At 40.1% G+C, this 26,603-nt stretch carries 17 protein-coding genes and 1 other RNA gene; 12 read left to right on the top strand and 6 right to left on the bottom strand.

Annotation, left to right across the window (positions count from 1 at the left end):
* The first annotated feature begins 35 nt into the window (after positions 1–35).
* The gene (locus K4Z77_RS04320) at positions 36–5,882 is read left to right on the top strand and encodes an SIALI-17 repeat-containing surface protein (protein ID WP_224218566.1); all 5,847 of its coding nucleotides are present in this window, start codon (positions 36–38) and stop codon (positions 5,880–5,882) included.
* A gap of 343 nt (positions 5,883–6,225) precedes the next feature.
* Here K4Z77_RS04320 and K4Z77_RS04315 read toward each other — a convergent pair whose 3' ends face one another.
* Positions 6,226–7,509, bottom strand: coding sequence for a uracil-xanthine permease family protein (locus K4Z77_RS04315; RefSeq protein ID WP_224218565.1), 1,284 nt, complete (start codon positions 7,507–7,509; stop codon positions 6,226–6,228).
* A gap of 204 nt (positions 7,510–7,713) precedes the next feature.
* Complete coding sequence (gene rsmG, locus K4Z77_RS04310) at positions 7,714–8,427, bottom strand: 16S rRNA (guanine(527)-N(7))-methyltransferase RsmG (protein WP_224218564.1); 714 nt, start codon at positions 8,425–8,427, stop codon at positions 7,714–7,716.
* Positions 8,428–8,520: 93 nt separating this feature from the next.
* On the opposite strand from rsmG, the gene K4Z77_RS04305 reads away from it, so the two are divergent.
* Entirely contained in the window at positions 8,521–9,081 is a 561-nt protein-coding gene (locus K4Z77_RS04305; RefSeq protein ID WP_000219822.1) for a LemA family protein, read from the top strand.
* 1 nt (position 9,082) lies between these two features.
* Entirely contained in the window at positions 9,083–9,982 is a 900-nt protein-coding gene (gene htpX / locus K4Z77_RS04300) for a zinc metalloprotease HtpX (protein WP_224218563.1), read from the top strand.
* Between the two features lie 491 nt (positions 9,983–10,473).
* Here the strand turns inward: htpX and rlmB are convergent, their stop codons facing one another.
* Both rlmB and def read right to left on the bottom strand, forming a co-directional pair.
* The gene (gene rlmB / locus K4Z77_RS04295) at positions 10,474–11,202 is read right to left on the bottom strand and encodes a 23S rRNA (guanosine(2251)-2'-O)-methyltransferase RlmB (RefSeq protein WP_084890185.1); all 729 of its coding nucleotides are present in this window, start codon (positions 11,200–11,202) and stop codon (positions 10,474–10,476) included.
* A gap of 44 nt (positions 11,203–11,246) precedes the next feature.
* Complete coding sequence (gene def / locus K4Z77_RS04290; protein ID WP_045611905.1) at positions 11,247–11,858, bottom strand: peptide deformylase; 612 nt, start codon at positions 11,856–11,858, stop codon at positions 11,247–11,249.
* A gap of 280 nt (positions 11,859–12,138) precedes the next feature.
* Here def and K4Z77_RS04285 point away from each other — a divergent pair, with 280 nt between their 5' ends.
* The 4 genes from K4Z77_RS04285 (at position 12,139) to ssrA (ending at position 15,353) form a co-directional block, all read left to right on the top strand.
* Positions 12,139–13,458, top strand: coding sequence for a CapA family protein (locus K4Z77_RS04285; protein ID WP_343236528.1), 1,320 nt, complete (start codon positions 12,139–12,141; stop codon positions 13,456–13,458).
* A 21-nt stretch (positions 13,459–13,479) separates the two neighbouring features.
* Entirely contained in the window at positions 13,480–14,307 is an 828-nt protein-coding gene (locus K4Z77_RS04280; RefSeq protein WP_224218561.1) for an HAD family hydrolase, read from the top strand.
* Position 14,308: 1 nt separating this feature from the next.
* Positions 14,309–14,944 (top strand): SGNH/GDSL hydrolase family protein, encoded by a 636-nt coding sequence (locus tag K4Z77_RS04275; RefSeq protein ID WP_224218560.1) that lies wholly within the window; start codon positions 14,309–14,311, stop codon positions 14,942–14,944.
* A gap of 61 nt (positions 14,945–15,005) precedes the next feature.
* Positions 15,006–15,353: a transfer-messenger RNA gene (gene ssrA, locus K4Z77_RS04270) on the top strand.
* A 190-nt stretch (positions 15,354–15,543) separates the two neighbouring features.
* Here ssrA and K4Z77_RS04265 read toward each other — a convergent pair.
* Both K4Z77_RS04265 and K4Z77_RS04260 read right to left on the bottom strand, forming a co-directional pair.
* Complete coding sequence (locus tag K4Z77_RS04265; protein WP_101784839.1) at positions 15,544–15,891, bottom strand: DUF6568 family protein; 348 nt, start codon at positions 15,889–15,891, stop codon at positions 15,544–15,546.
* 111 nt (positions 15,892–16,002) lie between these two features.
* Positions 16,003–17,721: a phospho-sugar mutase gene (locus K4Z77_RS04260; protein WP_000121686.1), complete on the bottom strand. Its 1,719-nt coding sequence runs from the start codon at positions 17,719–17,721 to the stop codon at positions 16,003–16,005.
* A gap of 153 nt (positions 17,722–17,874) precedes the next feature.
* Here K4Z77_RS04260 and K4Z77_RS04255 point away from each other — a divergent pair, with 153 nt between their 5' ends.
* From K4Z77_RS04255 to pulA, 5 genes are all read left to right on the top strand, one after another.
* Positions 17,875–19,776 carry an ABC-F family ATP-binding cassette domain-containing protein gene (locus K4Z77_RS04255; protein ID WP_224218559.1) on the top strand — a complete coding sequence of 634 codons (1,902 nt, stop codon included), beginning with the start codon at positions 17,875–17,877 and terminating at the stop codon, positions 19,774–19,776.
* A 2-nt stretch (positions 19,777–19,778) separates the two neighbouring features.
* Positions 19,779–20,642: an Rgg family transcriptional regulator gene (locus K4Z77_RS04250; RefSeq protein ID WP_224218558.1), complete on the top strand. Its 864-nt coding sequence runs from the start codon at positions 19,779–19,781 to the stop codon at positions 20,640–20,642.
* Between the two features lie 79 nt (positions 20,643–20,721).
* Positions 20,722–21,900 carry an MFS transporter gene (locus tag K4Z77_RS04245; protein WP_049539297.1) on the top strand — a complete coding sequence of 393 codons (1,179 nt, stop codon included), beginning with the start codon at positions 20,722–20,724 and terminating at the stop codon, positions 21,898–21,900.
* A gap of 93 nt (positions 21,901–21,993) precedes the next feature.
* On the top strand, positions 21,994–23,952 hold the full coding sequence (gene ligA / locus K4Z77_RS04240) for an NAD-dependent DNA ligase LigA (RefSeq protein ID WP_224218557.1): 1,959 nt from the start codon (positions 21,994–21,996) through the stop codon (positions 23,950–23,952).
* Between the two features lie 117 nt (positions 23,953–24,069).
* The gene (gene pulA / locus K4Z77_RS04235) at positions 24,070–26,349 is read left to right on the top strand and encodes a type I pullulanase (protein WP_224218556.1); all 2,280 of its coding nucleotides are present in this window, start codon (positions 24,070–24,072) and stop codon (positions 26,347–26,349) included.
* Positions 26,350–26,603: the final 254 nt, after the last annotated feature.

The raw sequence follows: 26,603 nt of genomic DNA, 5'->3' as shown, positions 1-26,603 counted from the left end.
CTATTAGGAAATAAAATTAAAGAAGGTGATTATGATTGTCATTATTTAAAAAAGAACGGTTTTCAATCCGAAAAATCTGTGGGATTGTTGGTTCAGTTTTACTCGGAAGTATCTTGGTTGCACCGTCAATCATTCATGCTTCTACCTATCATTATGTTGAAAAAAGCGCTCTTACAAAGGAAGAACAAAGCAAGATTCAAGCAGGAATTCCTACTGATAATGAGGTAACTTATGCTCTTATTTATCAGCAGGAAGCTCTTCCTGCGACAGGTTCATCGACTTCTGTGCTTACAGCTTTAGGTCTATTAGCTGTTGGTAGTTTAGTCCTTTTGGTTCATAAAAAGAAAAAAGTTAGTAGTTTGTTCTTAGTTACTACTATCGGACTGATTAGTCTTTCTAGTATGCAAGCTCTCGATATAAGCAATCCCTTGAAAGCTCCAAGTAATGAGGGAGTAGTTCAAATTGCTGGATATCGTTATATTGGATACTTACCCCTTGATGATGATGCAATCTCAGAAATTCAACATAAAGCTGAGGGGACAAAAAATGTTCCAGTATCTGAAATTCAAAGTGTTCATAATGAAGCGTCTAAAGTAGAAAAACCAGAGTACACTGCACCAGTAGGTACAGTTCCAGATGAGGCTCCTAAGGCAGAGAAACCAGAACATACAGCACCAGTTGGTGGTAATCTGGTTGAGCCTGAAGTTCATGAAAAACCAGAATACACTAAACCTGTGGGCACAGTCCCAGATGAAGCGCCTAAAGCTGAGAAACCAGAATACACTAAACCAGTGGGCATAGTGCCTGATGAAGCGCCTAAAGCTGAGAAACCAGAGTACACTCAACCTGTGGGTACAGTCCCAGATGAAGCGCCTAAAGCAGACAAACCAGAATACACTCAACCTGTGGGTACAGTGCCTGACGAAGCACCTAAAGCAGACAAACCTGATTACACTGCACCAGTAGGTACAGTTCCAGATGAGGCTCCTAAGGCAGAGAAACCAGAACATACAGCACCAGTTGGTGGTAGTCTGGTTGAGCCTGAAATTCATGAGAAACCAGAATATACTAAACCAGTGGGCACAGTGCCTGACGAAGCACCTAAAGCAGACAAACTTGATTACACTGCACCGGTAGCCACAGTTCCTGACGAAGCGCCTAAGGCTGAGAAACCAGAATATACTAAACCAGTGAGCACAGTGCCTGATGAAGCGCCTAAAGCAGAGAAACCTGAGTACACTGATCCTATGGGTATGGTTCCTGACGAAGCGCCTAAAGCAGAGAAACCTGAGTACACTGAACCCGTAGGCACAGTCCCAGATGAGGCTCCTAAGGCAGAGAAGCTAGAATATACAGCACCAGTTGGTGGTAATCTGGTAGAACCTGAGGTTCAACCAGCCTTACCAGAAGCCGTTGTGACTGAAAAAGGGGAACCTGAAGTTCAACCGACATTATCAGAAGCTGTTGTGACTGGAAAAGGAGAACCTGAAGTTCAACCAGCCTTACCAGAAGCCGTTGTGACTGAAAAAGGGGAACCTGAAGTTCAACCGACATTATCAGAAGCTGTTGTGACTGGAAAAGGAGAACCTGAAGTTCAACCAGTCTTACCAGAAGCTGTTGTAACTGAAAAAGGGGAGCCGGAAGTTCAACCAGCATTACCAGAAGCTGTAGTCACAGAAAAGGGTGAACCTGAAGTTCAAGCTGAGTTACCTGAATATACTACAAAAGTTGCACCAACTTTGACTTTGGATAAGGTTACAGAAGATGCGATGGATCGTTCAGCTAAATTGGATTACACTCTTGAAAATACAGATAATGCTGAAATCAAGAGCATTATAGCTGAGATTAAGGATGGGAATACTGTTGTTAAGCGAGTTGACTTATCTAAAGAAAAATTGACAGATGCTGTTCAAGGTTTGGATTTATTCAAAGATTATAAAATTGCAACAACAATGACTTACAACCGTGGTGAAGGTGATGAAACGTCTAAATTGGATGAAAAACCTTTACGTTTAGAGTTGAAAAAAGTTGAAATTAAAAATATCGCATCTACTAATTTAGTGAAGGTAAATGACGATGGTACTGAAACATCTAGTGATTTTATGACTGAAAAACCTTCAGATGAAGATGTGAAGAAAATGTACTTAAAAATCACTTCTCGGGATAACAAAGTGACTCGTTTAGCAGTTGATACAATCGAAGAGATTAATCAGGCTGGCCAAGTTCTCTACAAAGTAACCGCAAGAGCTGTTGACCTTATTCAGCATACTGACCCAAGCAAGATACGTAATGAGTACGTTTATTACATGGAAAAACCACGACCAAAGGTTGGAAATGTATATTACAACTTCAAAGAACTCATTGAAGATATGCAGAAAAAACCTGACGGTGAGTTTAAATTGGGTGCTGACCTTAATGCTACAAATGTATCAGCATTTGGTAAATCATATGTTACAAAAGATTTCAAAGGTAAGCTCTTGAGTGATGGTGAAAATCACTATACCATTCATAACTTATCACGTCCGTTATTTGGCAATGTTATCGGTGGTACAGTAACCAAAATAAATCTTGGGAATGTAAATATCAATATGCCTTGGGCAGATCGCATTGCACCGATTGCCGACACTATTAAAGGTGGCGCTAAAATTGAAGATGTCAAAGTGGCTGGTAACGTATTAGGTAAAAACTGGGTATCTGGATTTATAGATAAAATAGATAGTGGCGGTACATTGAGAAATGTAGCTTTTATTGGGAATGTGACCTCTATTGGTACAGGTAGTTCGTTCTTGACTGGTATTGTTGGTGAAAACTGGAAGGGGCTGGTAGAACAGGCTTATGTAGATGCCAATATTCGAGGTAAGAAAGCAAAAGCTGCTGGTATAGCCTACTGGTCGCAAAATAGTGGTAATAACCATACTGTAGGTAGAGAGGGAGCTATTAAAAAATCTGTTGTTAAAGGTACAATAGATGTGGAGGAACCAATTGAAGTTGGTGGTGCTGTTGGAAGTCTTAATATGCATGGTTCGATTGAAGATTCTGTTTCAATGATGAAAGTTGAAAATGGTGAGATATTTTATGGTTCACATGATATCAGTGACGATCCTTATTGGACTGGTAACAATGTCAATAGAAACTATGTTGTAAAAGATGTAAGTAAAGGTACTTCATCATACAAACATTCTAAAGAATTGGGGCGTATTAAGCCTATAACACAAGAGGAAGCTGATAAGAAAATTAAAGAATTGTCTATCACAGCAGATAAATATGCAATTACAGAGCCAATTGTAAATAAACTCAACGCTCTCACAACACGTGATAATGAGTATAATAAAACTCAAGATTATGACTCAACGCGTGAGCAGGCATACCGTAACATCGAAAAACTTCAACCATTCTACAACAAGGAATGGATTGTTAACCAAGGTAACAAACTTGTAGAAGGTTCAAACTTGTTGACAAAAGAAGTATTATCTGTTACAGGTATAAAGAACGGTCGATTCGTAACTGATTTGTCAGATATTGATAAAATTATGATTCACTATGCGGATGGCACCAAAGAAGAAATGAACGTGACATCAGTTGCTGATTCTAAGGTGAAACAAGTTCGTGAGTATAGTATTGATGGTTTAGATGATGTTGTTTACACACCAAATATGGTTGTTAAAAATCGTGATAAATTGATTGCTGATGTTAAAGCTCAATTATCAAGTGTAAAATTGATTTCACAGGAAGTCCGTGCTTTGATGGATAAACGAGATACATCTAGAGATCCTAATGCTAATTCGGATGAACGTAAGAATGGTTATATTAAAGATCTATTCTTTGAAGAAAGCTTTGCGGAAGTGAAAGAAAATCTTGGCAAAGTAGTTAAAGCTATTGTTGAAAATGAAGATCATCAACTCAACGATAACGAATTAGCTGAACGTGCTTTACTGAAGAAAGTTGAAGACAACAAAGCTAAAATCATGATGGGACTGGCCTACTTAAATCAATATTATGGTTTTAAATACGATGAGTTATCAATTAAAGATATTATGATGTTTAAACCTGATTTTTATGGTAAGAATGTTAATGTCTTAGATTTCTTAATCAAAATTGGTTCAAGTGAAAGAAATGTTAAAGGAGATAGAACTTTAGAAGCTTATCGTGAAACTATAGGTGGAACAATTGGAATAAATGAATTAAATGGATTCTTACATTACAATATGAAGCTATTCACTAACCATACAGATATAAATGACTGGTTTAAGAAAGCTATTGAAAAGAACGCGTATGTAGTTGAACAACCATCAACGAACCCTGCATTTGCCAACAAAAAATATCGTCTATACGAAGGAATTAATAATGGGCAGCATGGGCGCATGATTTTACCTCTTCTTAACTTGAAAAATGCACATTTATTTATGATTTCAACATACAACACTATTTCATTTAGTTCGTTTGAAAAGTATGGTAAAGATACAGCAGAAAAACGTGAAGCGTTCAAGAGTGAAATCAATAAACGTGCTAAAGAGCAAGTTAATTACTTAGATTTTTGGTCACGTCTTGCTACTGATAATGTCCGCGATAAACTTCTTAAGAGTCAAAATGGAGTTCCAACTCCTGTATGGGATAATCATAACGCTCCAGATGGTTGGCCTGATAGATTCGGACATAGAAATGGAAAACCAGACTATACTCCAGTCAGGGAATTCTTTGGTCGTATTGGGAAGTATCATCCTTACCAATATGGATACGGAGCATATGCATATATTTTTGCAGCACCGCAACCGATGGATGCAGTTTATTTCGTTATGACAGATTTAATTAGTGATTTTGGAACATCCGCATTTACACATGAAACTACTCACGTTAATGATCGTATGGTTTACTATGGTGGATATTGGCATCGTCAAGGTACGGATTTAGAAGCCTTTGCTCAAGGCATGTTACAAACTCCTGATAAGTCAACAACAAATGGTGAGTATGGTGCATTGGGTATTAACATGGCCTACCATCGTCCAAATGATGGAAATCAATGGTATAATCCCGACCCTGACAAACTTCAAACACGTGACCAAATCGACCACTACATGAAGAACTACAATGAAGCTATGATGATGCTTGATTATGCTGAAGCTGAAGCTGTTCTTCCTAAGGTTAAAGGTGACAATAGTAAATGGTTCAAGAAAATTGACCGTGAAATACGTCGACCAATGGATAGAAATAAACTAAGTGGTCCTCACCAATGGGACAAAGTGCGTGACTTGACAGACGCTGAGAGAATAACACCACTGAACACCATTGATGACTTAGTAAATAATAATTTCATGACCATTCACGGAAATCCAGGTAACGGACGTTATAGACCAGAGGATTTTACACCAAATTCAGCTTACGTAAATGTCAATATGATGGCAGGAATTTACGGTGGGAATACGAGTGATGGTGCACCTGGTTCATTATCGTTTAAGCACAATGCTTTCCGTATGTGGGGATATTATGGTTATGAAAATGGCTTTATCAGTTATGTATCAAATAAATACAAAGCAGAAGCAGATAAAAACAATCACGGTTTACTAAGCGATAAGCTAATAATTAATAAAGTATCGAAAGGAAACTTTAATACTCTTGAGGAATGGAAGAGACATTGGTACGAGGAGGTTCTTGCTAAAGCTAAGAAAGGCTTTGAAGGTATCGATATTGATGGCGTCCATATCAGTAACTATGATGAGTTAAGGCCTTTATTTGCTAGAGCTGTTCAAAAAGATCTTGATGGTATGTCAGATCCGAAAATTAAAGATCATTTCAAAAATACAGTGGACTTGAAATCTAAAGTATTCAAAGCCCTTCTTAAAAACACAGACGGTTTCTTTAATAAACTGTTTAAAGAAGACATTTAAACGTTTAAAATATAAAGAGGACAGTTTTTTGCTCTCTCTGAAAAATCATCATTTGATGGCTTTCAAAAAGTACCTCAAAAAGGAGTCTGGGACAAAAGTCTAACCTTAAATATAAAAAGCGAACAAAACGAGTTATCTGACACTCAGAATTCTGTCTTGTTCGCTTTTTTTGTATAATCTATCGATTTTTTAAATTTATAATAAAAAATTCCTAAAATCAAAATCTTTTTGTCCCAGACTCTTTTTTTGAGGCTCTTTTGTCTTATTCCTGTTTCCATTGACTATATTATGCTACACGAAAAATCCACTCAGTTGTCTGAGTGGATTAGGTGTATTTAGACTCTTAGTCTTTATTTTCGTGTGGTAAGATCAAGTTCAAGATGATTCCTGTCATGGCTGATAGGGCAGTACCTGAAAGGGTAACTGGACCGAGTTTAAGGATAGCTCCTCCAAGTCCAAGGACCAACATAGCACTTGCGATGATTAGGTTACGCATTTGAGCAAAATCAACACGTTCTTTAATCAAGACTTTCAAACCGTTGCTGGCGATAACTCCATAGAGAAGGATTGACATACCACCAAGTACAGCGTTTGGAATGGTTGAAATCAAGGCAGTGAATTTACCAAGGAAGCTAAGGGCAATCGCGATAAAGGCAGCGTTACGGATAACTGAGACAGAAGCGATACGAGTCATACCGATAACCCCTGTATTTTCTCCGTAAGTTGTATTGGCTGGTCCACCAAGGAAGGCAGAAACAGAAGTTGCGATACCGTCACCAAGAAGAGTACGGTGAAGACCTGGTTCTTTCAAGAATTGACGGCCACAGATTTGACCCAAAACAGTATGGTCTCCGATGTGCTCAGAAATTGTTACGATAGCGATTGGCAAGATAGCGATGGTTTCTGGACCAAAGTAAAGATTGTACTCTTTAAAGGCACCACCTGTGCTAAATGGCAAGTAGAAACCAGGAATTTCAAACCAGTTGGCTTTAAGAACTGGTGTAAAGTCAACCAAGCCAAGGGTTAGTGCGAAGAGGTAACCACCGATAATGGCAAAGAGGAATGGAATGATTCGTAGGAAGCCTTTTCCTTTTGTGTTGATAAAGGCAGCAATCAAGAAAGTAACAACTGCTACAAGAGCATTTTTCCAATTTCCATCAGCTACAAGACCAGCATTGGTAACAGCTGAACCTGCAAGTCCAAGACCGATAACGATGATCATAGGTCCGATGATGATTGGTGGCAAGAGTTTATCAATCCATTTTGTACCTGCAAAACGAACACCAGCAGCCACAAGGACATAGACCAAACCAGTCAAGATAACCCCTGTTTGAGCAGCAGATACATCACCACCCATTTCTTTCATAGCAAGTGACATTGCTGTGATAAAGGCAAAAGAAGAACCTAGATAAACTGGAACTTTAAAACCAGTTGAAATCATATAGATGAGTGTTCCTACACCTGAAGCAAAAAGGGCAACAGATACAGGCATTCCCAAAATCAATGGTACCAAGATGGTTGCACCAAACATGGCGAAAACGTGTTGGAAGCTAAGGAGAATTCCTTTTCCAGCTGAAGGACGTTGGTCAACGTCTAGTAACAAATCAACAGTTGATTCTTGTTTCATATAAACCTCACTTTTGGGCATCAAAAAAGAGCCCATTATTTTACAGCAATAGGCCCTCAGAGTAAGACTTCTTTAAAATCTAGACTTTAAAGAGTTTCAAATATTTCTGCGTCTTCGTCACCTCACGGGATGACATTAAAAACCTTTGCTTGTGATAGTATAGCAAAAATTGCAAACTTTGTAAATATTTTTTTACTAAAAAGATTAAAGCGGGCGTTTATTTGGCATGCCAGCCTTACGTGGGTATTTGTTGGGCGTTTCTTTTTTCTTTTCTACCACTGTGATGTAGCGCGGATCTCCATTTGGTAGGGCGTAGCTGAGATTGTCTTCTACCTTGCTGAAGAGGAGATTGAGCGCATTCTTGGCTTCTAACAACTCCTCAGGCGCATTGCTGGCCTTGAGTGCCAATAGTTTTCCACCAACCTTAAGGTAGGGAATAGTCAATTCAGATAGGATCTGCATACGGGCAACCGCACGAGCTGTTACAAAATCATAGTGAGCACGGAAGTTCTTGTCTTGGGCAAAATCCTCGGCACGTCCATGGTAGAAATGAACATCGTCCAAATCCAGTTCTTGGGCCAAAAGTTGCAGGAAGTTGATGCGCTTATTGAGTGAATCAATAATGGTCACATCTAACTCCGGATAGAGGATTTTCATAGGAAGACTAGGAAATCCCGCTCCAGCTCCAATATCAAGAAGTTTGATAGTTTCATTGGGAATCAACCCTTGCAGAATGGGTGCAATCGAATCGTAAAAATGTTTGAGATAAACTTCATCCTTGTCCGTAATAGCTGTTAAATTAATCTTTTCATTCCACTCGACCAAGAGTTCAAAATAACGTTCAAATTGTTCTTTTTGCTGGTCCGAAAGTGGAATATTTTGCTCGGAAAGCAAGTTGTAAAATGTTTCTGGTTTCATAGTTATTTCCTTCTTTAGTATCATCTTATTTTACCACAATCATAAAAAATTTGATATACTGGTACTAATCTAAAAGTAGAAAGGACTTATATAATGACTTGGATTATTCTTGGAGTTATCGCTCTTATTGTTATTTTTGTGATTGTTAGCTATAACGGTTTGGTTAAAAATCGTATGCAAACCAAGGAGGCTTGGAGCCAGATTGATGTTCAGTTGAAACGTCGAAATGATCTCTTGCCAAACTTGATTGAGACTGTAAAAGGTTATGCTAAGTATGAAGGTTCTACCCTTGAAAAGGTGGCAGAACTACGTAACCAAGTGGCAGCAGCGACTTCACCAGCAGAAGCTATGAAAGCTAGTGATGCCCTTACTCGTCAGGTTTCAGGTATTTTTGCAGTTGCAGAAAGCTATCCAGATTTGAAAGCTAGTGCCAACTTTGTTAAATTGCAAGAGGAGTTGACAAACACAGAAAATAAAATTTCATACTCTCGTCAACTCTATAACAGTGTTGTCAGCAACTACAATGTAAAATTAGAAACTTTCCCAAGCAATATTATCGCTGGAATGTTTGGCTTTAAAGCAGCAGATTTCCTTCAAACACCAGAAGAGGAAAAGGCAGTTCCTAAAGTTGATTTTAGCGGTTTAGGTGACTAAGATGTTGTTTGATCAAATTGCAAGCAATAAACGAAAAACCTGGATTTTGTTGCTGGTATTTTTCCTACTCTTAGCTCTTGTTGGCTATGCGGTTGGTTACCTCTTTATGCGATCTGGGCTTGGTGGTTTGATTATCGCACTGATTATCGGCTTTATCTATGCCTTGTCCATGATTTTTCAATCGACAGAGATTGTCATGTCCATGAACGGGGCGCGTGAGGTTGATGAACAAACGGCACCAGACCTCTACCATGTAGTGGAAGATATGGCTATGGTCGCTCAGATTCCTATGCCCCGTGTTTTCATAATTGATGATCCAGCCTTAAATGCCTTTGCGACAGGTTCTAACCCTCAAAATGCGGCGGTTGCTGCGACGTCAGGCCTCCTAGCTATCATGAATCGTGAAGAACTAGAAGCTGTTATGGGACATGAAGTCAGTCATATTCGTAATTACGATATCCGCATTTCGACTATTGCTGTTGCCCTTGCTAGTGCTATCACCATGCTTTCTAGTATGCCAGGTCGCATGATGTGGTGGGGTGGTGCAGGTCGCAGACGAAGTGACGATGATCGGGATGGAAATGGCTTAGAGATCATTATGCTCGTGGTTTCTCTACTAGCTATTGTTCTGGCACCTCTCGCTGCAACCTTGGTGCAACTCGCTATTTCTCGCCAGAGGGAATTCCTAGCTGATGCTTCTAGTGTTGAGTTGACTCGCAATCCTCAAGGGATGATTAATGCTCTACGTAAGTTGGATAATAGTAAACCGATGAGTCGTCCTGTCGATGATGCCAGCAGTGCACTTTATATCAATGATCCCAAGAAAGGAGGAGGGTTCCAAAAACTTTTTTATACCCATCCACCTATCTCAGAACGGATTGAACGTTTAAAACAGATGTAAAATTTACCTATACAATCCTAAAAAATGAGCATTCTCGTAGTTGGAGATGCTCATTTTCTTATATAAAGGAACTCAGAAATCAATTTGTTATGATACAACTTATATTCTTCGAAAATCTCTTCAAACCGCATCAGCTTCGCCTTGCCGTACTTAAGTCCAGCCTACGACTAGCTTCCTAGTTTGCTCTTTGATTTTCATTGAGTATTAGAATTTCTTTAGGAAACTTCGTTCAGAACACATGATATATCGAAGAAGAATCTAGAATCTATGCAAAATGTAAGATGGCAACTGATCTCGTTTTTCGTAAATTAGAGAATATTTTTGGTGAACTCAGAGTGTGTGTTAGAGACAAGTAGGCCAGTGTAGTAGAGCTTGGATTCATCTTAATCAGCATGGGGTTTACAAAATTGTCCAAGAATTTAATCTACAAATCAGTTATTTAAAAATCACTGTGTGCTTTTAGTTAGAAGTTAGTTTTTGTCCAGCCTCTTTTATAGGCGATTTCGGAAAACTTCGTACATGAGAATGGCCGCAGCAACACTGGCATTGAGGCTTTGAACATGTCCATTCATAGGAATGGTAATCATTTCATCAACCTGTTTTTTGATGTTGCTAGAGATGCCTTTTCCTTCATTTCCGATGATGAGGGCGATTTTTCCTTTTGTATTCCACTTGTGGCAAGGAGTACCGTTCATATCTGTTCCAAAGGTCCAGAAGCCTTCATCCTTGAGTTTGTCTAGAGTTTGACTGAGGTTGGTTACTCGGGCAATCGGAACGTGTTCAATAGCACCTGTGGCCGTTTTGGCAACGACAGGAGTAACACCGACAGCACGGTGTTTGGGAATGATGACACCTGAAACGTTGGTCGCATCGGCTGTTCGCAAGATAGAACCCAGATTATGGGGGTCGGTTAACCCGTCCAGAATTAATAGCAAAGGATTTTCTTCTTGGCGTGTTTTGACAAGGATTTGGTCCAGCTCACTATAGGCAAATTCGGACACTCGTAGAACAAAACCTTGGTGGACAGCACCTTCAGTCATCTCAGAGAGGGATTTTTTTGAGGTCCAAGAAATGGAGACCTTCTTTTCTGTAGCTAGTTCCTTGACTTTCTCAACATTCTTACCTCGGAGATCTTCTTGGAGGTAAAGTTTGTTTCCTGTGTTTGCAAGGAGGGCTTCGGTAACGGCGTGAACGCCATAGACAATATCATTTGTTTTCATGCCTCTATTATAACACAAAACCCCGTCTTGCAACGGGATTTTCTTTATTCAAGAATCAGTAAACCATCTTTAACTTCAAATGGGTCTTTTTCATTGATACGATCGTAAAACATGATTCCGTTGATGTGGTCAATTTCATGCTGAACAACGATGGAGTTGTAGCCTTTGAGTTTGATGCGGTGTTTTTCTCCATCTTTGTCAAAGTAGTCAACAGTGACGCGAGCATGGCGAACTACATAGCCAGGCACGTTACGGTCAACAGATAGGCAACCTTCTCCTTCGCCAAGAGCAGCGTCTTGAACAGAGTGAGAGACGATCTTTGGATTATACATAATGGCTTGTAAGTCGTAGGCTTCCTGTGGAGTTTCGCCTTCTTCAACAATATTAGGTACCAAAACAGCGATAATGCGTTTTGAGATATCCAATTGAGGAGCAGCAAGTCCAACCCCACCGCGGAGCCCCATTTTTTCAGCCATGACGGGATCTTGGGAATGTTTAAGGAATTGCATCATCTTTTCGCCTAGGATAATTTCCTGGTCAGATAGGGGGAAAGTGACTTCCTCAGCAACTGCGCGTAGAGTAGGATTCCCCTCGCGGATAATATCGTTCATATCAATTAAGTGAGCAGCTTTTGTAATACGTTCTATAGCAGACATTTTCTCTCCTTTCATTACCTCTACATGATAACACAAAATGACAAGGATTGAAAGTATTACAGCCTTTAGGATTTATAGAAAATAGATAGTATGTTCAATTCATACTCAATGAAAATCAAAGAGCAAACTAGGAAGCTAGCCGCAGGCTGTACTTGAGTACGGTAAGGCGACGCTGACGTGGTTTGAATTTGATTTTCGAAGAGTATCAATTGTGAAAGAATTACTTATCTGTGATATAATAAAAAGAAAAGGCTTGCATAAGAAAGTAGGGAGAATGAAGATGAAAAGAAGACAAGATAGAAATCAGGGTGGTTTAGCTTTTCGTTTTATGAAGGGCTTGGTAAACTTTTTTAGGAGTTATCGCAGGTGGAGCAATAAAGGATTTGTGGCGATACTCTTGCTAGCAGTTGCTTTATCAATGGGCTTGGTCTTGTTGTTTGAAAGCTTCCAAGGCATGCCTATGACCAGTCAAAAACGAGATACTATTTCTCAAGAAGGAACTAAGAAAAATTCTCAGGAGCAGGAAGAGGAAAAAACTGCTAGAATTATGGCTCATGGTGATTTGCTTTATCATGATATTCTTTACTTTTCAGCAAAAAAGGATGATGGAACGTATGATTTTCATGAGAATTTTGAGTATGTTACTCCTTGGCTTAAGCAAGCAGACTTAGCTATTGGTGACTTTGAAGGAACCATTAATAAGGATCATTATTTAGCAGGTTATCCTCTCTTTAATGCTCCTGCTGAAGTTATGGATGCCATTAAGGATGCAGGTTACCATGTTCTAGATTTGGCTCATAATCACATTTTGGATTCGCAAATTGAGGGGGTTATTTCAACGGCAAATGCTATCGAAAAAGCAGGAATAACACCAATTGGAGTTTATACGCACGAGCCACGTGATCAGGCTCCGCTGGTCATTAAGGAAGTGAATGGTATCAAGGTTGCACTTTTGGCTTATTCTTATGGATTTAATGGAATTGAGCAAAATATTTCTCAAGAGGATTATAATCACTATCTTTCAGATTTAGATGAGAATAAAATGAAGTCTGAAATTGAACGGGCGGAAAAGGAAGCAGATATCACCATTATCATGCCACAAATGGGTGTTGAGTATCGCATAGAACCGACTGAAGAGCAAAAAGCTCTTTATCACAAGATGATTGATTGGGGAGCAGATATTATCTTTGGAGGGCATCCACACGTAGTTGAACCGTCTGAAATTGTTGAAAAAGATGGGGACAAGAAACTCATTATCTATTCAATGGGGAACTTCATTTCCAATCAACGAATTGAGACCATGCAAGGGGTAGAAAATGCTAAGTGGACTGAACGGGGTGTTCTCATGGACGTGACCATTAAGAAGAAGGATGGAAAAACAACTATCGGAACAGCTAAAGCTCATCCTACTTGGGTCAATCGAACACCAAAGGGAACCTTTTCACCAGAGGGCTATCCTTTATATCATTATCAAACCTATATCTTGGAAGATTTCATAGAGGGTGGCAGTCATCGTGACCAGTTAGATGAAGTGACTAAGGAACGAATTGATACAGCCTACAAAGAAATGAACGAACATGTTGGATTGAAGTGGGACTAGCTTGAATCCAGAGGAAAGAAAATGACGATTAAAGTAATTGCGACAGATATGGATGGGACCTTGCTGGATGCTAGAGGCCAGCTTAATCTCCCACGATTGGAAAAGATTTTAGATCAGTTGGATCAAAGGGGTATTCGTTTTGTCATCGCGACGGGCAATGAAATTCACCGCATGAGGCAACTACTGGAGCACTTGGTCAATCGAGTGGTTCTGGTTGTTGCAAACGGTGCTCGTATTTTTGAAAACAATGAACTGATTCAGGCTCAGACTTGGGATGATGCCATTGTCGATAAGGCTTTGGCTCATTTCAAGGGTCGAGCGTGTCAGGATCAGTTTGTTGTGACGGCTATGAAAGGTGGTTTTGTCAAAGAAGGTACGATTTTTACAGACCTTGAAAGTTTTATGACTCCAGAAATGATTGAGAAATTCTACCAACGGATGCAGTTTGTGGATGAATTAACCTCTGACCTCTTTGGTGGTGTGCTCAAGATGAGTATGGTTGTTGGTGAGGAACGTTTGAGTTCGGTTTTGGAAGAAATCAATGATCTCTTTGATGGCCGTGTTCGGGCTGTATCGAGTGGCTATGGTTGTATTGATATCCTCCAAGCTGGGATTCATAAAGCATGGGGCTTGGAAGAATTACTCAAGCGTTGGGACTTGAAGCCCCAACAAATTATGGCTTTTGGCGATAGTGAAAATGATGTTGAAATGCTTGAAATGGCTGGAATTGCCTATGCGATGGAAAATGCTGATGAGAAAGCCAAAGCTGTGGCGACTGCTCTAGCGCCAGCCAACAGCCAAAGCGGAGTTTATCAAGTCTTGGAAAACTGGTTAGAAAAAGGAGAATGAAGTGGCAGTACAGTTATTAGAAAATTGGTTACTAAAGGAACAAGAAAAAATCCAAACCAAGTATCGTCACTTAAATCAGGTTTCTGTTGTAGAGCCAGACATTCTTTTTATTGGGGATTCCATTGTCGAATATTATCCTCTGCAGGAACTATTTGGGACTTCGAAGACGATTGTCAATCGAGGCATTCGAGGTTATCAGACAGGACTGTTATTAGAGAATCTGGATGCGCATCTGTACGGTGGGGCGGTAGATAAAATTGTCCTTTTAATTGGGACGAACGATATTGGAAAAGATGTGCCTGTGAATGAGACTCTCAATAATCTCGAAGCTATCATACAATCCATTACTCACGATTATCCATTGACTGAGATTAAATTGCTTTCTATTTTGCCAGTCAATGAGGGAGAGGAGTACAAGCAGACAGTCTATATCCGCACAAATGAAAAAATTCAGAAATGGAATCAAGCCTATCAAGAGCTTGCTTCTGCCTATATGCAGGTGGAATTTGTACCAGTTTTTGATAGTTTGACAGACCAAGCAGGCCAACTCAAAAAAGACTACACAACTGATGGGCTGCACCTCAGTGTTGCTGGTTATCAGGTTTTGTCAAAAGCCTTGAAAGACTATCTTTTTTAGTTAGTTGATTTCCCTTTTGCATTTTTTAGTTAGATAAGGTATAATGGTTTTATTGTCTTTTGGGGTCGTTACGGATTCGACAGGCATTATGAGGCATATTTTGCGACTCGTGTGGCGACGTAAACGCTCAGTTAAATATAACTGCAAAAAATAACACTTCTTACGCTCTAGCTGCCTAAAAACCAGCAGGCGTGACCCGATTTGGATTGCTCGTGTTCAATGACAGGTCTTATTATTAGCGAGATACGATTGAGTCTTGTCTAGTGGCTTGATAAGAGATTGATAGACTCGCAGTTTCTAGGCTTGAGTTATGTGTCGAGGGACTGTTAAACTAATACATAACCTATGGTTGTAGACAAATATGTTGGCAGGTGTTTGGACGTGGGTTCGACTCCCACCGGCTCCATTATTCCTTTGCATTCTTTTGCATTCCTTGGTAAAACGTTGTTAAATCAACGTTTTTTATTTTTGTCTTTGGTATTCCTTTGCGAAAAAAGGATACAACATTTTTGTCGTATCCTAAAAATCTATGTACTTCACAAAGCGTTCTTCGGCTCCATTATGCGTTTTTGTGATTTTAAAACTTGTTAGCTGGTTTTTTACAATCCTGCAAATTCTTTGATTTCTTGTGCTGACATTGAAGAGTCGCAACGGACATTGATTTGTCCATCCGCAATGTGAACAAAGCCTGGTACAGTTGGGATTCCGTAGCGTGAGCGGAATGCTTGCAACTCATTGAGTTGGCTTGGTTCTTCACTATTGATGAAGTAGATGTGAGCTTTGGTTTCAGCTATGACACCTGCCAAAGTACCTGCAAATTTACGGCAGTAAGGGCAAGTTTTGCGACCGATAAAGAAGGTTGCAGTTTCTTTTTTATCAAGAGCTTCTTGCGCACGCGCAACTGTAGTTACTTCAAGGTCTTTGATATTATCTAAAAATTGTTCCATGAGATTACCTCGCTTTCATTGATAAGTCTAGTATGCCATAAAGTTTCTAAAATTGCTTAGATTTGATACGAAAAAAAGATGAGATTGTTTGGTCTCATCTTTTATAGGATTTTATTTTACAAAAGCATTGATTTCTGCTTCGATATTAGCAATCTTAGCTTGTGATTCTTCGTTGGTTTCACCTACAACTGCAATGTAGAATTTGATTTTTGGTTCTGTACCTGAAGGGCGAACAGCAATCCATGAACCGTCAGCAAGTGTGTATTTCAACACATCACTTGGAGGAGTTGTTAAGTTTGTAACAGTTCCGTCAGCAGCAGTAGCAGTTTGCGCCTTGAAGTCTTCTACGACAGTGATAGCTGTTGCGTTCCATTCTTTTGGAGCATTGTTACGGAATTTAGCCATAATCGCTTTGATTTGTTCTGCACCATCCACACCTGAAAGAGTAACAGAGATTGTTTTTTCTGCGTAGTAACCGTACTCTTTGTAGATTTCTTCGATACCGTCAGCAAGTGTCAAACCACGTGAACGGTAGTAGGCAGCAAGTTCAGCAACGACTAGAACGGCTTGGATAGCATCTTTATCACGTACGAATGGTTTAATCAAGTAACCGAAGCTTTCTTCAAATCCCATCATGTAAGTGTGATTGTGTTTTTCTTCGAATTCTTGGATTTTCTCAGCGATAAATTTGAAACCTGTCAAAACGTTGAACATAGTTGCGCCGTAGCTTTCAGCAATCTTCGTTACCAAGTCAGTTGATACGATAGATTTGCAGAGGGCTGCATTTTCAGGAAGAGTTCCAGCGTTTTTGTGGGCTTCCAAGATGTATTTAGCCATGATGGCACCGATTTGGTTACCTGAAAGGTTGAGGTAGCTACCATCTTTTTGAAGAACTTCAACACCAACACGGTCAGCATCAGGGTCAGTTGCGACAAGAACGTCTGCACCAACTTGACGACCAAGTTCTTCAGCAAGTGCAAAGGCTGCTTGGCTTTCTGGGTTTGGCGATTTTACAGTTGAGAAGTCTGGGTCAGCAGTTGCTTGCGCTTCAACGACTTGAACAGAGTCAAATCCTGCTTGGGCAAGAGCACGACGAGCCAACATTTCACCAGTACCATGAAGTGGTGTGTAGACAATCTTCATGTCTTTACCGAATTCTTCAATCAAGGCTGGGTTGATGTTAACGTCCTTAACTTCTTTGAGGTATTCAACATCAACAGCTTCACCGATAACTTCAATCAAGCCAGAAGCTTTTTCAGCTTCCACATCAGCAACTTCAACTGCAAATGGGTTTTCGATTGCACGGATATAAGTAGTCAAAGCGTCCGCGTCGTGTGGAGGCATTTGTCCACCGTCTTCACCGTAAACCTTGTAACCGTTAAATGGTGCAGGGTTGTGGCTGGCTGTGACCATGATACCTGCGAAACAGTTGAGGTGACGAACTGCAAATGATAGCTCTGGAGTTGGACGAAGGCTTTCAAATACATAAGATTTGATGCCGTGTTTAGCAAGAACTGCCGCAGATTCAAAAGCAAACTCAGGTGAGAAGTGACGGCTATCGTAGGCGATTGCGACACCACGTTCTTTTTCGTTTCCACCTTTTGACTCAATCAAACGAGCCAAACCTTCAGTAGCTTGGCGAACAACGTAGATGTTGATGCGGTTTGTACCAGCACCAATCAAGCCACGCATCCCTGCAGTACCAAATTCAAGATTTGTATAGAAGGCATCTTCCTTTGTTTTTTCGTCCATATTTTCCAAATCTTGACGAAGGTAGTCAGGAAGCTCCGCAAAATCAACCCATTTCTGGTAATTTTCTTGGTAAGACATTAAAATTCTCCTTTTTGTAAATTGTTTTAACCGTTCACATTATAGCACTTTTTAGCGTTTTAGTAAAACGGTAGCATAATTTTCAGAAAAGTGGTGTCATATACTGGTTTATCAAGTCTTGAATGCCTTAGGGAAACATGCTATACTACTTGTATGATTATTTTACAAGCTAATAAAATTGAACGTTCTTTTGCAGGAGAGGTTCTTTTTGATAATATTAACCTACAAGTTGATGAACGAGATCGGATTGCCCTTGTTGGGAAAAATGGTGCAGGTAAGTCTACTCTTTTGAAGATTTTGGTTGGAGAAGAGGAGCCAACTAGTGGAGAAATCAATAAGAAAAAAGATATTTCTCTGTCTTACCTAGCCCAAGATAGCCGTTTTGAGTCTGAAAATACCATCTATGATGAAATGCTTCATGTCTTTGATGATTTGCGTCGGACGGAGAAACAACTGCGTCAGATGGAGTTGGAAATGGGAGAAAAGTCTGGTGAGGACTTGAATAAGCTGATGTCAGATTACGACCGCTTATCTGAGAATTTTCGCCAAGCAGGTGGCTTTACCTATGAAGCTGATATTCGAGCGATCTTGAATGGATTCAAGTTTGACGAGTCTATGTGGCAGATGAAAATAGCTGAACTTTCAGGTGGTCAAAATACTCGTTTGGCACTTGCCAAAATGCTACTTGAAAAGCCCAATCTCTTGGTATTGGACGAGCCAACCAACCACTTGGATATTGAAACCATTGCCTGGCTAGAGAGTTACCTAGTAAACTATAGCGGTGCCCTCATTATTGTCAGCCACGACCGTTATTTCTTGGACAAGGTTGCAACGATTACGCTGGATTTGACCAAGCATTCCTTGGATCGCTATGTGGGGAACTACTCTCGTTTTGTCGAGTTGAAGGAGCAAAAGCTAGCTACTGAGGCAAAAAACTATGAAAAGCAACAGAAGGAAATTGCAGCTCTGGAAGATTTTGTCAATCGCAATCTAGTCCGAGCTTCGACGACCAAACGTGCCCAATCTCGTCGTAAACAACTGGAAAAAATGGAGCGTTTGGACAAGCCTGAAGCTGGCAAGAAATCAGCAAATATGACCTTCCAGTCTGAGAAAACATCGGGCAATGTTGTTTTGATTGTTGAAAATGCGGCTATTGGCTATGATGGGGAAATATTGTCAGAGCCTATCAATCTGGATCTTCGTAAGATGAATGCTGTCGCTATTGTTGGTCCCAATGGTATTGGGAAATCAACCTTTATCAAGTCTATTGTGGACCAGATTCCTTTTATCAAGGGTGAAAAGCGCTTTGGCGTCAATGTTGAGGTTGGTTACTATGACCAAACCCAAAGCAAGCTGACACCAAGTAATACTGTACTGGATGAACTCTGGAATGATTTTAAACTGACACCGGAAGTTGAAATTCGTAACCGCCTTGGTGCCTTCCTTTTCTCTGGTGATGATGTTAAAAAATCAGTTGGCATGCTGTCAGGTGGCGAGAAAGCTCGTTTGCTTTTGGCTAAACTCTCTATGGAAAACAACAATTTCTTGATTCTGGATGAACCGACCAACCACTTGGATATTGATAGCAAGGAAGTGTTGGAAAATGCCTTGATTGACTTTGATGGAACTCTTCTATTCGTCAGCCATGACCGTTACTTTATCAATCGTGTGGCAACTCATGTACTGGAATTATCTGAAAATGGTTCGACTCTCTATCTTGGAGATTACGACTATTATGTCGATAAAAAGGCTGAAATGGAAGTCAGTCTGACAGAGGAAGCTTTAACCAGTAATCAAGCAAAAGAAGCAAACCCAGTTAATGACTATCAAGCTCAGAAAGAAAGTCAAAAAGAAGCCCGCAAGCTCATGCGACAAATCGAAAATTTAGAAGCTGAAATCGAAGAGTTAGAAAGTCAAAGCCAAACCATTTCTGAACAAATGTTGGAAACAAACGATGCAGGTAAACTCATGGAATTGCAGGCTGAGCTGGACAAAATCAGCCATAGTCAGGAAGAAGCTATGCTTGAGTGGGAAGAATTATCAGAGCAGGTGTAAAGATGGAACATCTTGGAAAAGTATTTCGTGAATTTCGGACAAGTGGAAATTATTCTTTAAAGGAGGCTGCAGGCGAGTCCTGCTCTACCTCCCAGTTATCTCGATTTGAGCTTGGGGAGTCTGACCTAGCAGTCTCACGTTTCTTTGAGATTTTGGATAACATTCATGTCACAATCGAAAATTTCATGGATAAGGCAAGGAATTTTCATAATCATGAACATGTTGCCATGATGGGACAAATTGTTCCTCTTTACTATTCAAATGATATTGCAGGTTTTCAAAAGCTTCAAAGAGAACAACTTGAAAAGGCTAAGAGTTCGACGACTCCCCTTTATTTTGAGCTGAACTGGATTTTGTTACAGGGTCTGATTTGTCAAAGAGATGCGAGTTATGATATGAAGCAGGATGATTTGGATAAGGTAGCAGATTATCTCTTCAAAACAGAAGAATGGACCATGTATGAGTTGATTCTGTTTGGTAACCTCTATAGTTTCTACGATGTGGACTATGTCACACGGATTGGTAGAGAAGTTATGGAGAGGGAAGAATTTTACCAAGAGATTGGGCGCCATAAGAGATTGGTTTTGATTTTGGCCCTCAATTGTTACCAGCATTGTTTAGAGCATCTTTCTTTTGACAATGCAAGCTATTTCGAGACTTATACAGAGAAGATTATTGGAAAAGGGATCAAGCTTTATGAGCGTAATATTTTCCATTATCTAAAAGGCTTTGATTTGTACCAAAAAGGACAGTGTAAAGAAGGTTGTAGCCAAATGAAAGAGGCCATGCATATTTTTGATGTGTTAGGTCTTCCAGAGCAAGTAGCCTACTATCAAGAACACTACGAAAAATTTGTCAAAGATTAATTTTCCCAAATAAGGGAAAAATGAAAAAGCTCCTTTCGGTTTTGATACAATAGTTTCAAAATTTGAGAGGAGTTTTTATATGAATCGTTACGCAGTACAGCTGATTAGTCGCGGAGCTGTTAACAAGATAGGGAATATGCTCTATGATTATGGAAATAGTGTCTGGTTGGCTTCCATGGGGACTATCGGACAGACTGTTTTAGGAATGTATCAGATTTCTGAGCTCGTCACATCCATTCTCGTCAATCCCTTCGGTGGAGTCATTTCAGACCGTTTTTCTCGCCGTAAGATTTTAATGGCGGCAGACCTTGTTTGTGGGATTCTTTGTCTGGCTATTTCGTTCATAAAGAATGACAGCTGGATGATTGGGGCTTTGATTGTTGCTAATATTGTGCAGGCGATTGCTTTTGCCTTTTCTCGTACTGCCAATAAAGCCATTATAATTGAGGTTGTAGAGAAAGAGGAGGTTGTAACCTATAATTCTCGCTTAGAGCTGGTTTTGCAGGTTGTAAGTGTTAGTTCTCCTGTTCTTTCCTTCCTTGTTTTACAATTTGCAAGTCTCCGCATTACCTTGGTATTAGATGCTCTTAGTTTTTTTCTCGCTTTTGGCTTGGTAGCCTTGCTTCCAAAGAAAGAAGAGAAGGCTTTGGGTGAGAAGAAACTTACATTCAAGGTTATTTTTTCTGATATCAAGGAGGGAGTTCACTATATTGTGAAGCAAAAAGAAATCTTCTTTTTGTTAGTCATAGCTTCAAGTGTCAATTTTTTCTTTGCAGCTTTTAATTACCTCCTCCCCTTTTCAAATCAGCTCTATGGGGTTCAAGGTGCCTATGCCACTATTTTAACAATGGGAGCTATCGGATCTATTGTTGGGGCCTTGTTCGCTAGTAAGATTAAAGCTAGTATGGAAATGCTTCTGTTTTTGTTGTCTCTGACTGGGCTTGGAGTGATGATAATGGGTTTCACCCTCCCCTCCTATCTTGCTTTTTCAGGAAATTTCATTTGTGAACTGTTTATGACAATTTTCAATATTCACTTTTTTACTCAAGTACAAACCAAGGTTGAAAGTGAATATCTGGGTAGAGTACTTAGCTCGATTTATACCCTAGCTATACTATTTATGCCTATAGCAACAGGTTTAATGACCTGGCTTCCAAGTGTCCATTTTTATTCTTTCTTGATTATAGGACTAGGAGTTGTCATCTTATCCTTATTAGCTCTAGGCTATGTTCGAACTCATTTTAAAAAAGAACTATAAGTCTGTTTGAGTTTTAAAAATAATTCCAATCTAAGTGTTTTTTTCCGCCCTTCTCGTTTGTGAGGAGGGCTTAGTTTATGGTAAAATGGTTTTATGAATAAAAGAATGAATGAGTTAGTTGCCTTGCTCAATCGCTATGCGACCGAGTACTACACCAGTGACAATCCGTCGGTTTCAGATAGTGAGTATGACCGACTTTACCGTGAGTTGGTTGAGTTGGAGGCTGCCTATCCAGATCAAGTATTAGCAGACAGTCCGACCCATCGTGTTGGTGGCAAGGTTTTAGATGGTTTTGAAAAATACAGTCATCAGTATCCTCTTTATAGTTTGCAGGATGCTTTTTCACGTGAGGAGCTTGATGCTTTTGATGCGCGTGTTCGTAAGGAACTAGCCCATCCAACCTATATTTGTGAGCTGAAAATAGATGGTTTGTCTATCTCTCTTACTTATGAAAAGGGGATTTTAGTTGCAGGTGCCACACGTGGTGATGGGTCTATTGGAGAAAATATCACAGAGAACCTCAAACGTGTCAAGGACATTCCTTTGACCTTACCAGAAGAACTAGATATCACAGTTCGTGGGGAATGTTACATGCCACGTGCCTCTTTTGACCAGGTCAACCAAGCTCGCCAAGAAAATGGAGAGCCTGAATTTGCCAATCCTCGTAATGCGGCAGCAGGAACACTACGTCAGCTGGATACAGCAGTAGTAGCCAAGCGCAATCTTGCGACTTTCTTATATCAAGAAGCCAGTCCTTCAACTCGTGACAGCCAAGAAAAAGTGTTGAAGCACCTAGAACAGCTTGGTTTTGTAGTTAATCCAAAGCGAGTCTTAGCTGAAAGCATGGATGAGATATGGGATTTCATCCAAGAGATAGGACAGGAGCGAGACAATCTATCTTATGATATCGATGGGGTGGTGATCAAGGTCAATGACCTAACAGGTCAAGAAGAACTTGGCTTTACCGTTAAGGCTCCAAAGTGGGCTGTAGCCTATAAGTTCCCTGCTGAGGAAAAAGAAGCCCAACTCTTATCCGTTGATTGGACAGTTGGTCGTACTGGAGTTGTCACGCCAACTGCAAATCTGACTCCTATTCAGCTTGCTGGGACAACTGTTAGCCGTGCGACTTTGCACAATGTAGATTATATTGCTGAAAAAGATATCCGCAAAGATGATACGGTTATCGTTTATAAGGCTGGAGATATCATCCCTGCCGTTTTGCGTGTCGTAGAGTCCAAACGGATTTCTGAAGAGAAACTAGATATCCCTACAAACTGCCCAAGTTGTGATTCTGACTTGTTGCACTTTGAAGATGAAGTGGCTCTCCGTTGTATCAATCCACGTTGCCCTGCCCAAATCATGGAAGGCTTGATCCACTTTGCCTCTCGAGATGCCATGAATATTACAGGACTTGGTCCATCTATCGTTGAGAAACTATTTGCTGCTAATCTGGTTAAGGATGTGGCGGATATTTACCGATTACAAGAAGAGGATTTCCTACTTTTAGAAGGTGTTAAGGAAAAGTCTGCTTCTAAACTGTATCAAGCCATTCAAGCATCTAAGGAAAATTCTGCCGAAAAACTCTTGTTTGGTTTGGGAATTCGTCATGTCGGAAGCAAGGCCAGTCAGCTCTTACTCCAACATTTCCATTCAATTGAAAATCTGGCTCAGGCAGATCCAGAGGAAGTGGCTAGTATTGAAAGTCTGGGTGGTGTGATTGCCAAAAGTCTTCAAACTTATTTTGCGACAGAAGGCTCTGAAATTCTCCTAAGAGAATTGAAAGAAGCTGGGGTCAATCTGGACTATAAAGGTCAGACTGTAGTGGCAAATGCGGCTTTGTCAGGTTTGACCGTTGTATTGACTGGAAAATTGGAACGGCTCAAGCGCTCAGAAGCTAAAAGCAAACTCGAAAGTCTGGGTGCAAAAGTAACAGGCAGTGTTTCTAAAAAGACCGACCTCGTTGTGGCAGGAGCAGATGCTGGAAGCAAACTTCAAAAAGCACAAGAACTTGGTATTGAGGTTCGAGATGAAGCTTGGCTAGAAAGTCTGTAATGATAGTTTAAAACCAGAGTTTAGACAGTATAACTAGTTTGTTAATCGGGACAAAATCGGTCAAGAATTTATTAGTCAAATAGAAACAAATTAAGAAGTAAAAAGGAAAAATAAAAAATGTATAACTACCCTATGCGCATTCACTACCATCGTAAGAATGGAGAATACGACACTTGCTCTTTTGTAAAAAGTCAGGACCAGCGAATTGATTTGCTGACCTACAAAGAAGATTATTTTGGCGCCTTATTTAGTTTTGAACATCCAAGTTCTCATCCACTAGAAAGTTTGAATTTTGTGGTTCATACAGGCCAAACCAGTAAAGAGTATGCTATCCGTTTTAATCACTATCCTCTTTTAACAGAGGTCTGGATTTTGGAAGGTGATGACAGAATTTATTATTCTGAAAATCCTGCTATTGCCAGTCCTTTCTATAAAAATCAAAATCCATTTGCCTTTGACAAGGCTATCAATAGTGCTAGTTTCGACCACCACTGGGGGTATCAAGGAGAATTGGGTTGCCGTGTAGAGGACAATCAGGCTCATTTTGCTCTCTGGGCTCCAACAGCGACAGAAGTGCAGGTTGTCGTTTATGAATCAGCTGCTAATGATGCTCCTGTTTGGAAGACTTTTGAGATGGAGAGAGGCAATAGCTACTCTTATAATCATAAGGACAATACAATCGGTGTTTGGAGTTTGGATGTTGAGGAAGATTTGACTGGTAAGGCTTATCAGTATCAAGTTCAATTCCCTCATCACCAAACAGTGACACGCGATCCTTATACCATCGCGACCAGTCCTGATGGCAAACGTTCAGCTATCCTGAGCCATGAAGAAAAGCAAGTTGCAAACTTCGAGGTCAAGCATGGTTCTGAGGCTACTTGGCGCTTGGCAAATTCATGTAAGGCAGTTATTTGTGAAATGCACATTCGTGATTTGACCAAATCACCGACCTCAGGTGTAGATGAACATCTTCGAGGAACTTTCTTGGGTGCTGCTCAGACTGGAACGGTTAACCAGTACGGCCAGTCAACTGCTTTTGATTACATCAAGAAGATAGGCTATAATTATGTTCAGTTGCAACCAATTGCAGACCGTCACAAAGAATACGATGAGGATGGGAATGTAACCTACAACTGGGGTTATGACCCACAAAACTATAATGCACCAGAAACGAGCCTTTCAACTAATCCAGAGGATCCAGCTCAGGTCATTCGTGATTTGAAGACCATGGTTCAAGCCTATCACGATGCGGGTATTGGTGTCATTATGGATGTGGTTTATAACCATACCTTCTCAGTTGTTGATGCACCTTTCCAAACAACTGTCCCTGATTACTATTATCGTATGAATCCAGACGGTACCTTCCAGAATGGAACGGGTGTTGGAAATGAAACAGCCAGCGAACACGAAATGTTCCGCAAGTATATGATTGATTCTCTTCTATACTGGGTGCAGGAATACAATATTGACGGCTTCCGTTTTGATTTGATGGGGATTCATGATGTTAAAACCATGCAGATGATTCGTCAGAGTTTGGATGAAATTGATCCTAACATTATCCTTTATGGAGAAGGATGGGATATGGGTACTGGTCTTGCCCCTTATGATAAGGCTAAGAAGGACAATGCCTACCAGATGCCAAATATTGGTTTCTTTAATGACAATCAACGCGATGCTGTCAAAGGTGGAGAAGTTTACGGGGCTATCAAATCAGGTTTTGTTAGCGGTGCTGCTACAGAGCCAATTCTAGCCAAAGCAATCCTAGGAAGCCGTGAATTAGGAACCTATACACATCCAAATCAAGTGCTTAACTATGTAGAGGCCCATGACAATTACAATCTTCACGATTTGTTGGCAACCCTACATCCAGACCAAAGTTCCGAGCAAATCATGCGTAAAGTCGAAACAGCCACAGCTATGAACCTACTCATGCAAGGGATGGCCTTTATGGAAATCGGTCAAGAATTTGGTCGTACCAAATTGGTTGCGACTGGTGAAAATAGTGAGTTGACCCATGATGATAGAGAGCGTGCTATGAATAGCTATAACGCTCCTGACAGTGTGAATCAAGTCAACTGGGATTTGATCAATGATCGTCAAGATAGTATTGAGTTTATTCGTCAAATTATTCGCTTGAAGACAGAAACCAGTGCCTTTTCTTACCCTACTTATGATGAGATTTACCATCATGTCTTTGTTCATTCAGCAAATGAGCATAGTGGTTGGATTGTCTATGAGATTCATGGAGAAGAACACCTATTGATTGTCTTTAATGCAAAAGGAGATGCGTTCCAGTTTGAAAATGCAGGAAATCTAGAACTCTTGGTGACCAATAGCCATTTAAGTGATAAAGACATGGTTGGTGGCGTCAGTGCCAGCGTCTTTAAAGTTTTGTAGAAAAAATCAAAAGTTTTTAATTGTGTCGTATAATTTCTAGGATATCTTCTTACTAAAAATTATAAAACTCAATAAAGAATAACATAGCATGAAAAAGGTTTAGTTCATCTAAGCCTTTTCTTCTTGTACTGACTGCTTAACAAAAGAGTTTAAATAGTTTGAAAAGTCAAGCTTGTGAAAAAAATCTCAAAAATATTGTAAAAAAGGTTGTAATTTTCTGAAAATTTGGTAAAATATATCTAATCATTTTCAGG

Origin of the sequence: Streptococcus mitis subsp. hohhotensis, assembly GCF_020089495.2 — a bacterium.
Lineage (GTDB): Bacteria > Bacillota > Bacilli > Lactobacillales > Streptococcaceae > Streptococcus > Streptococcus hohhotensis.
This window is presented reverse-complemented; position numbering and strand designations above follow the sequence as displayed.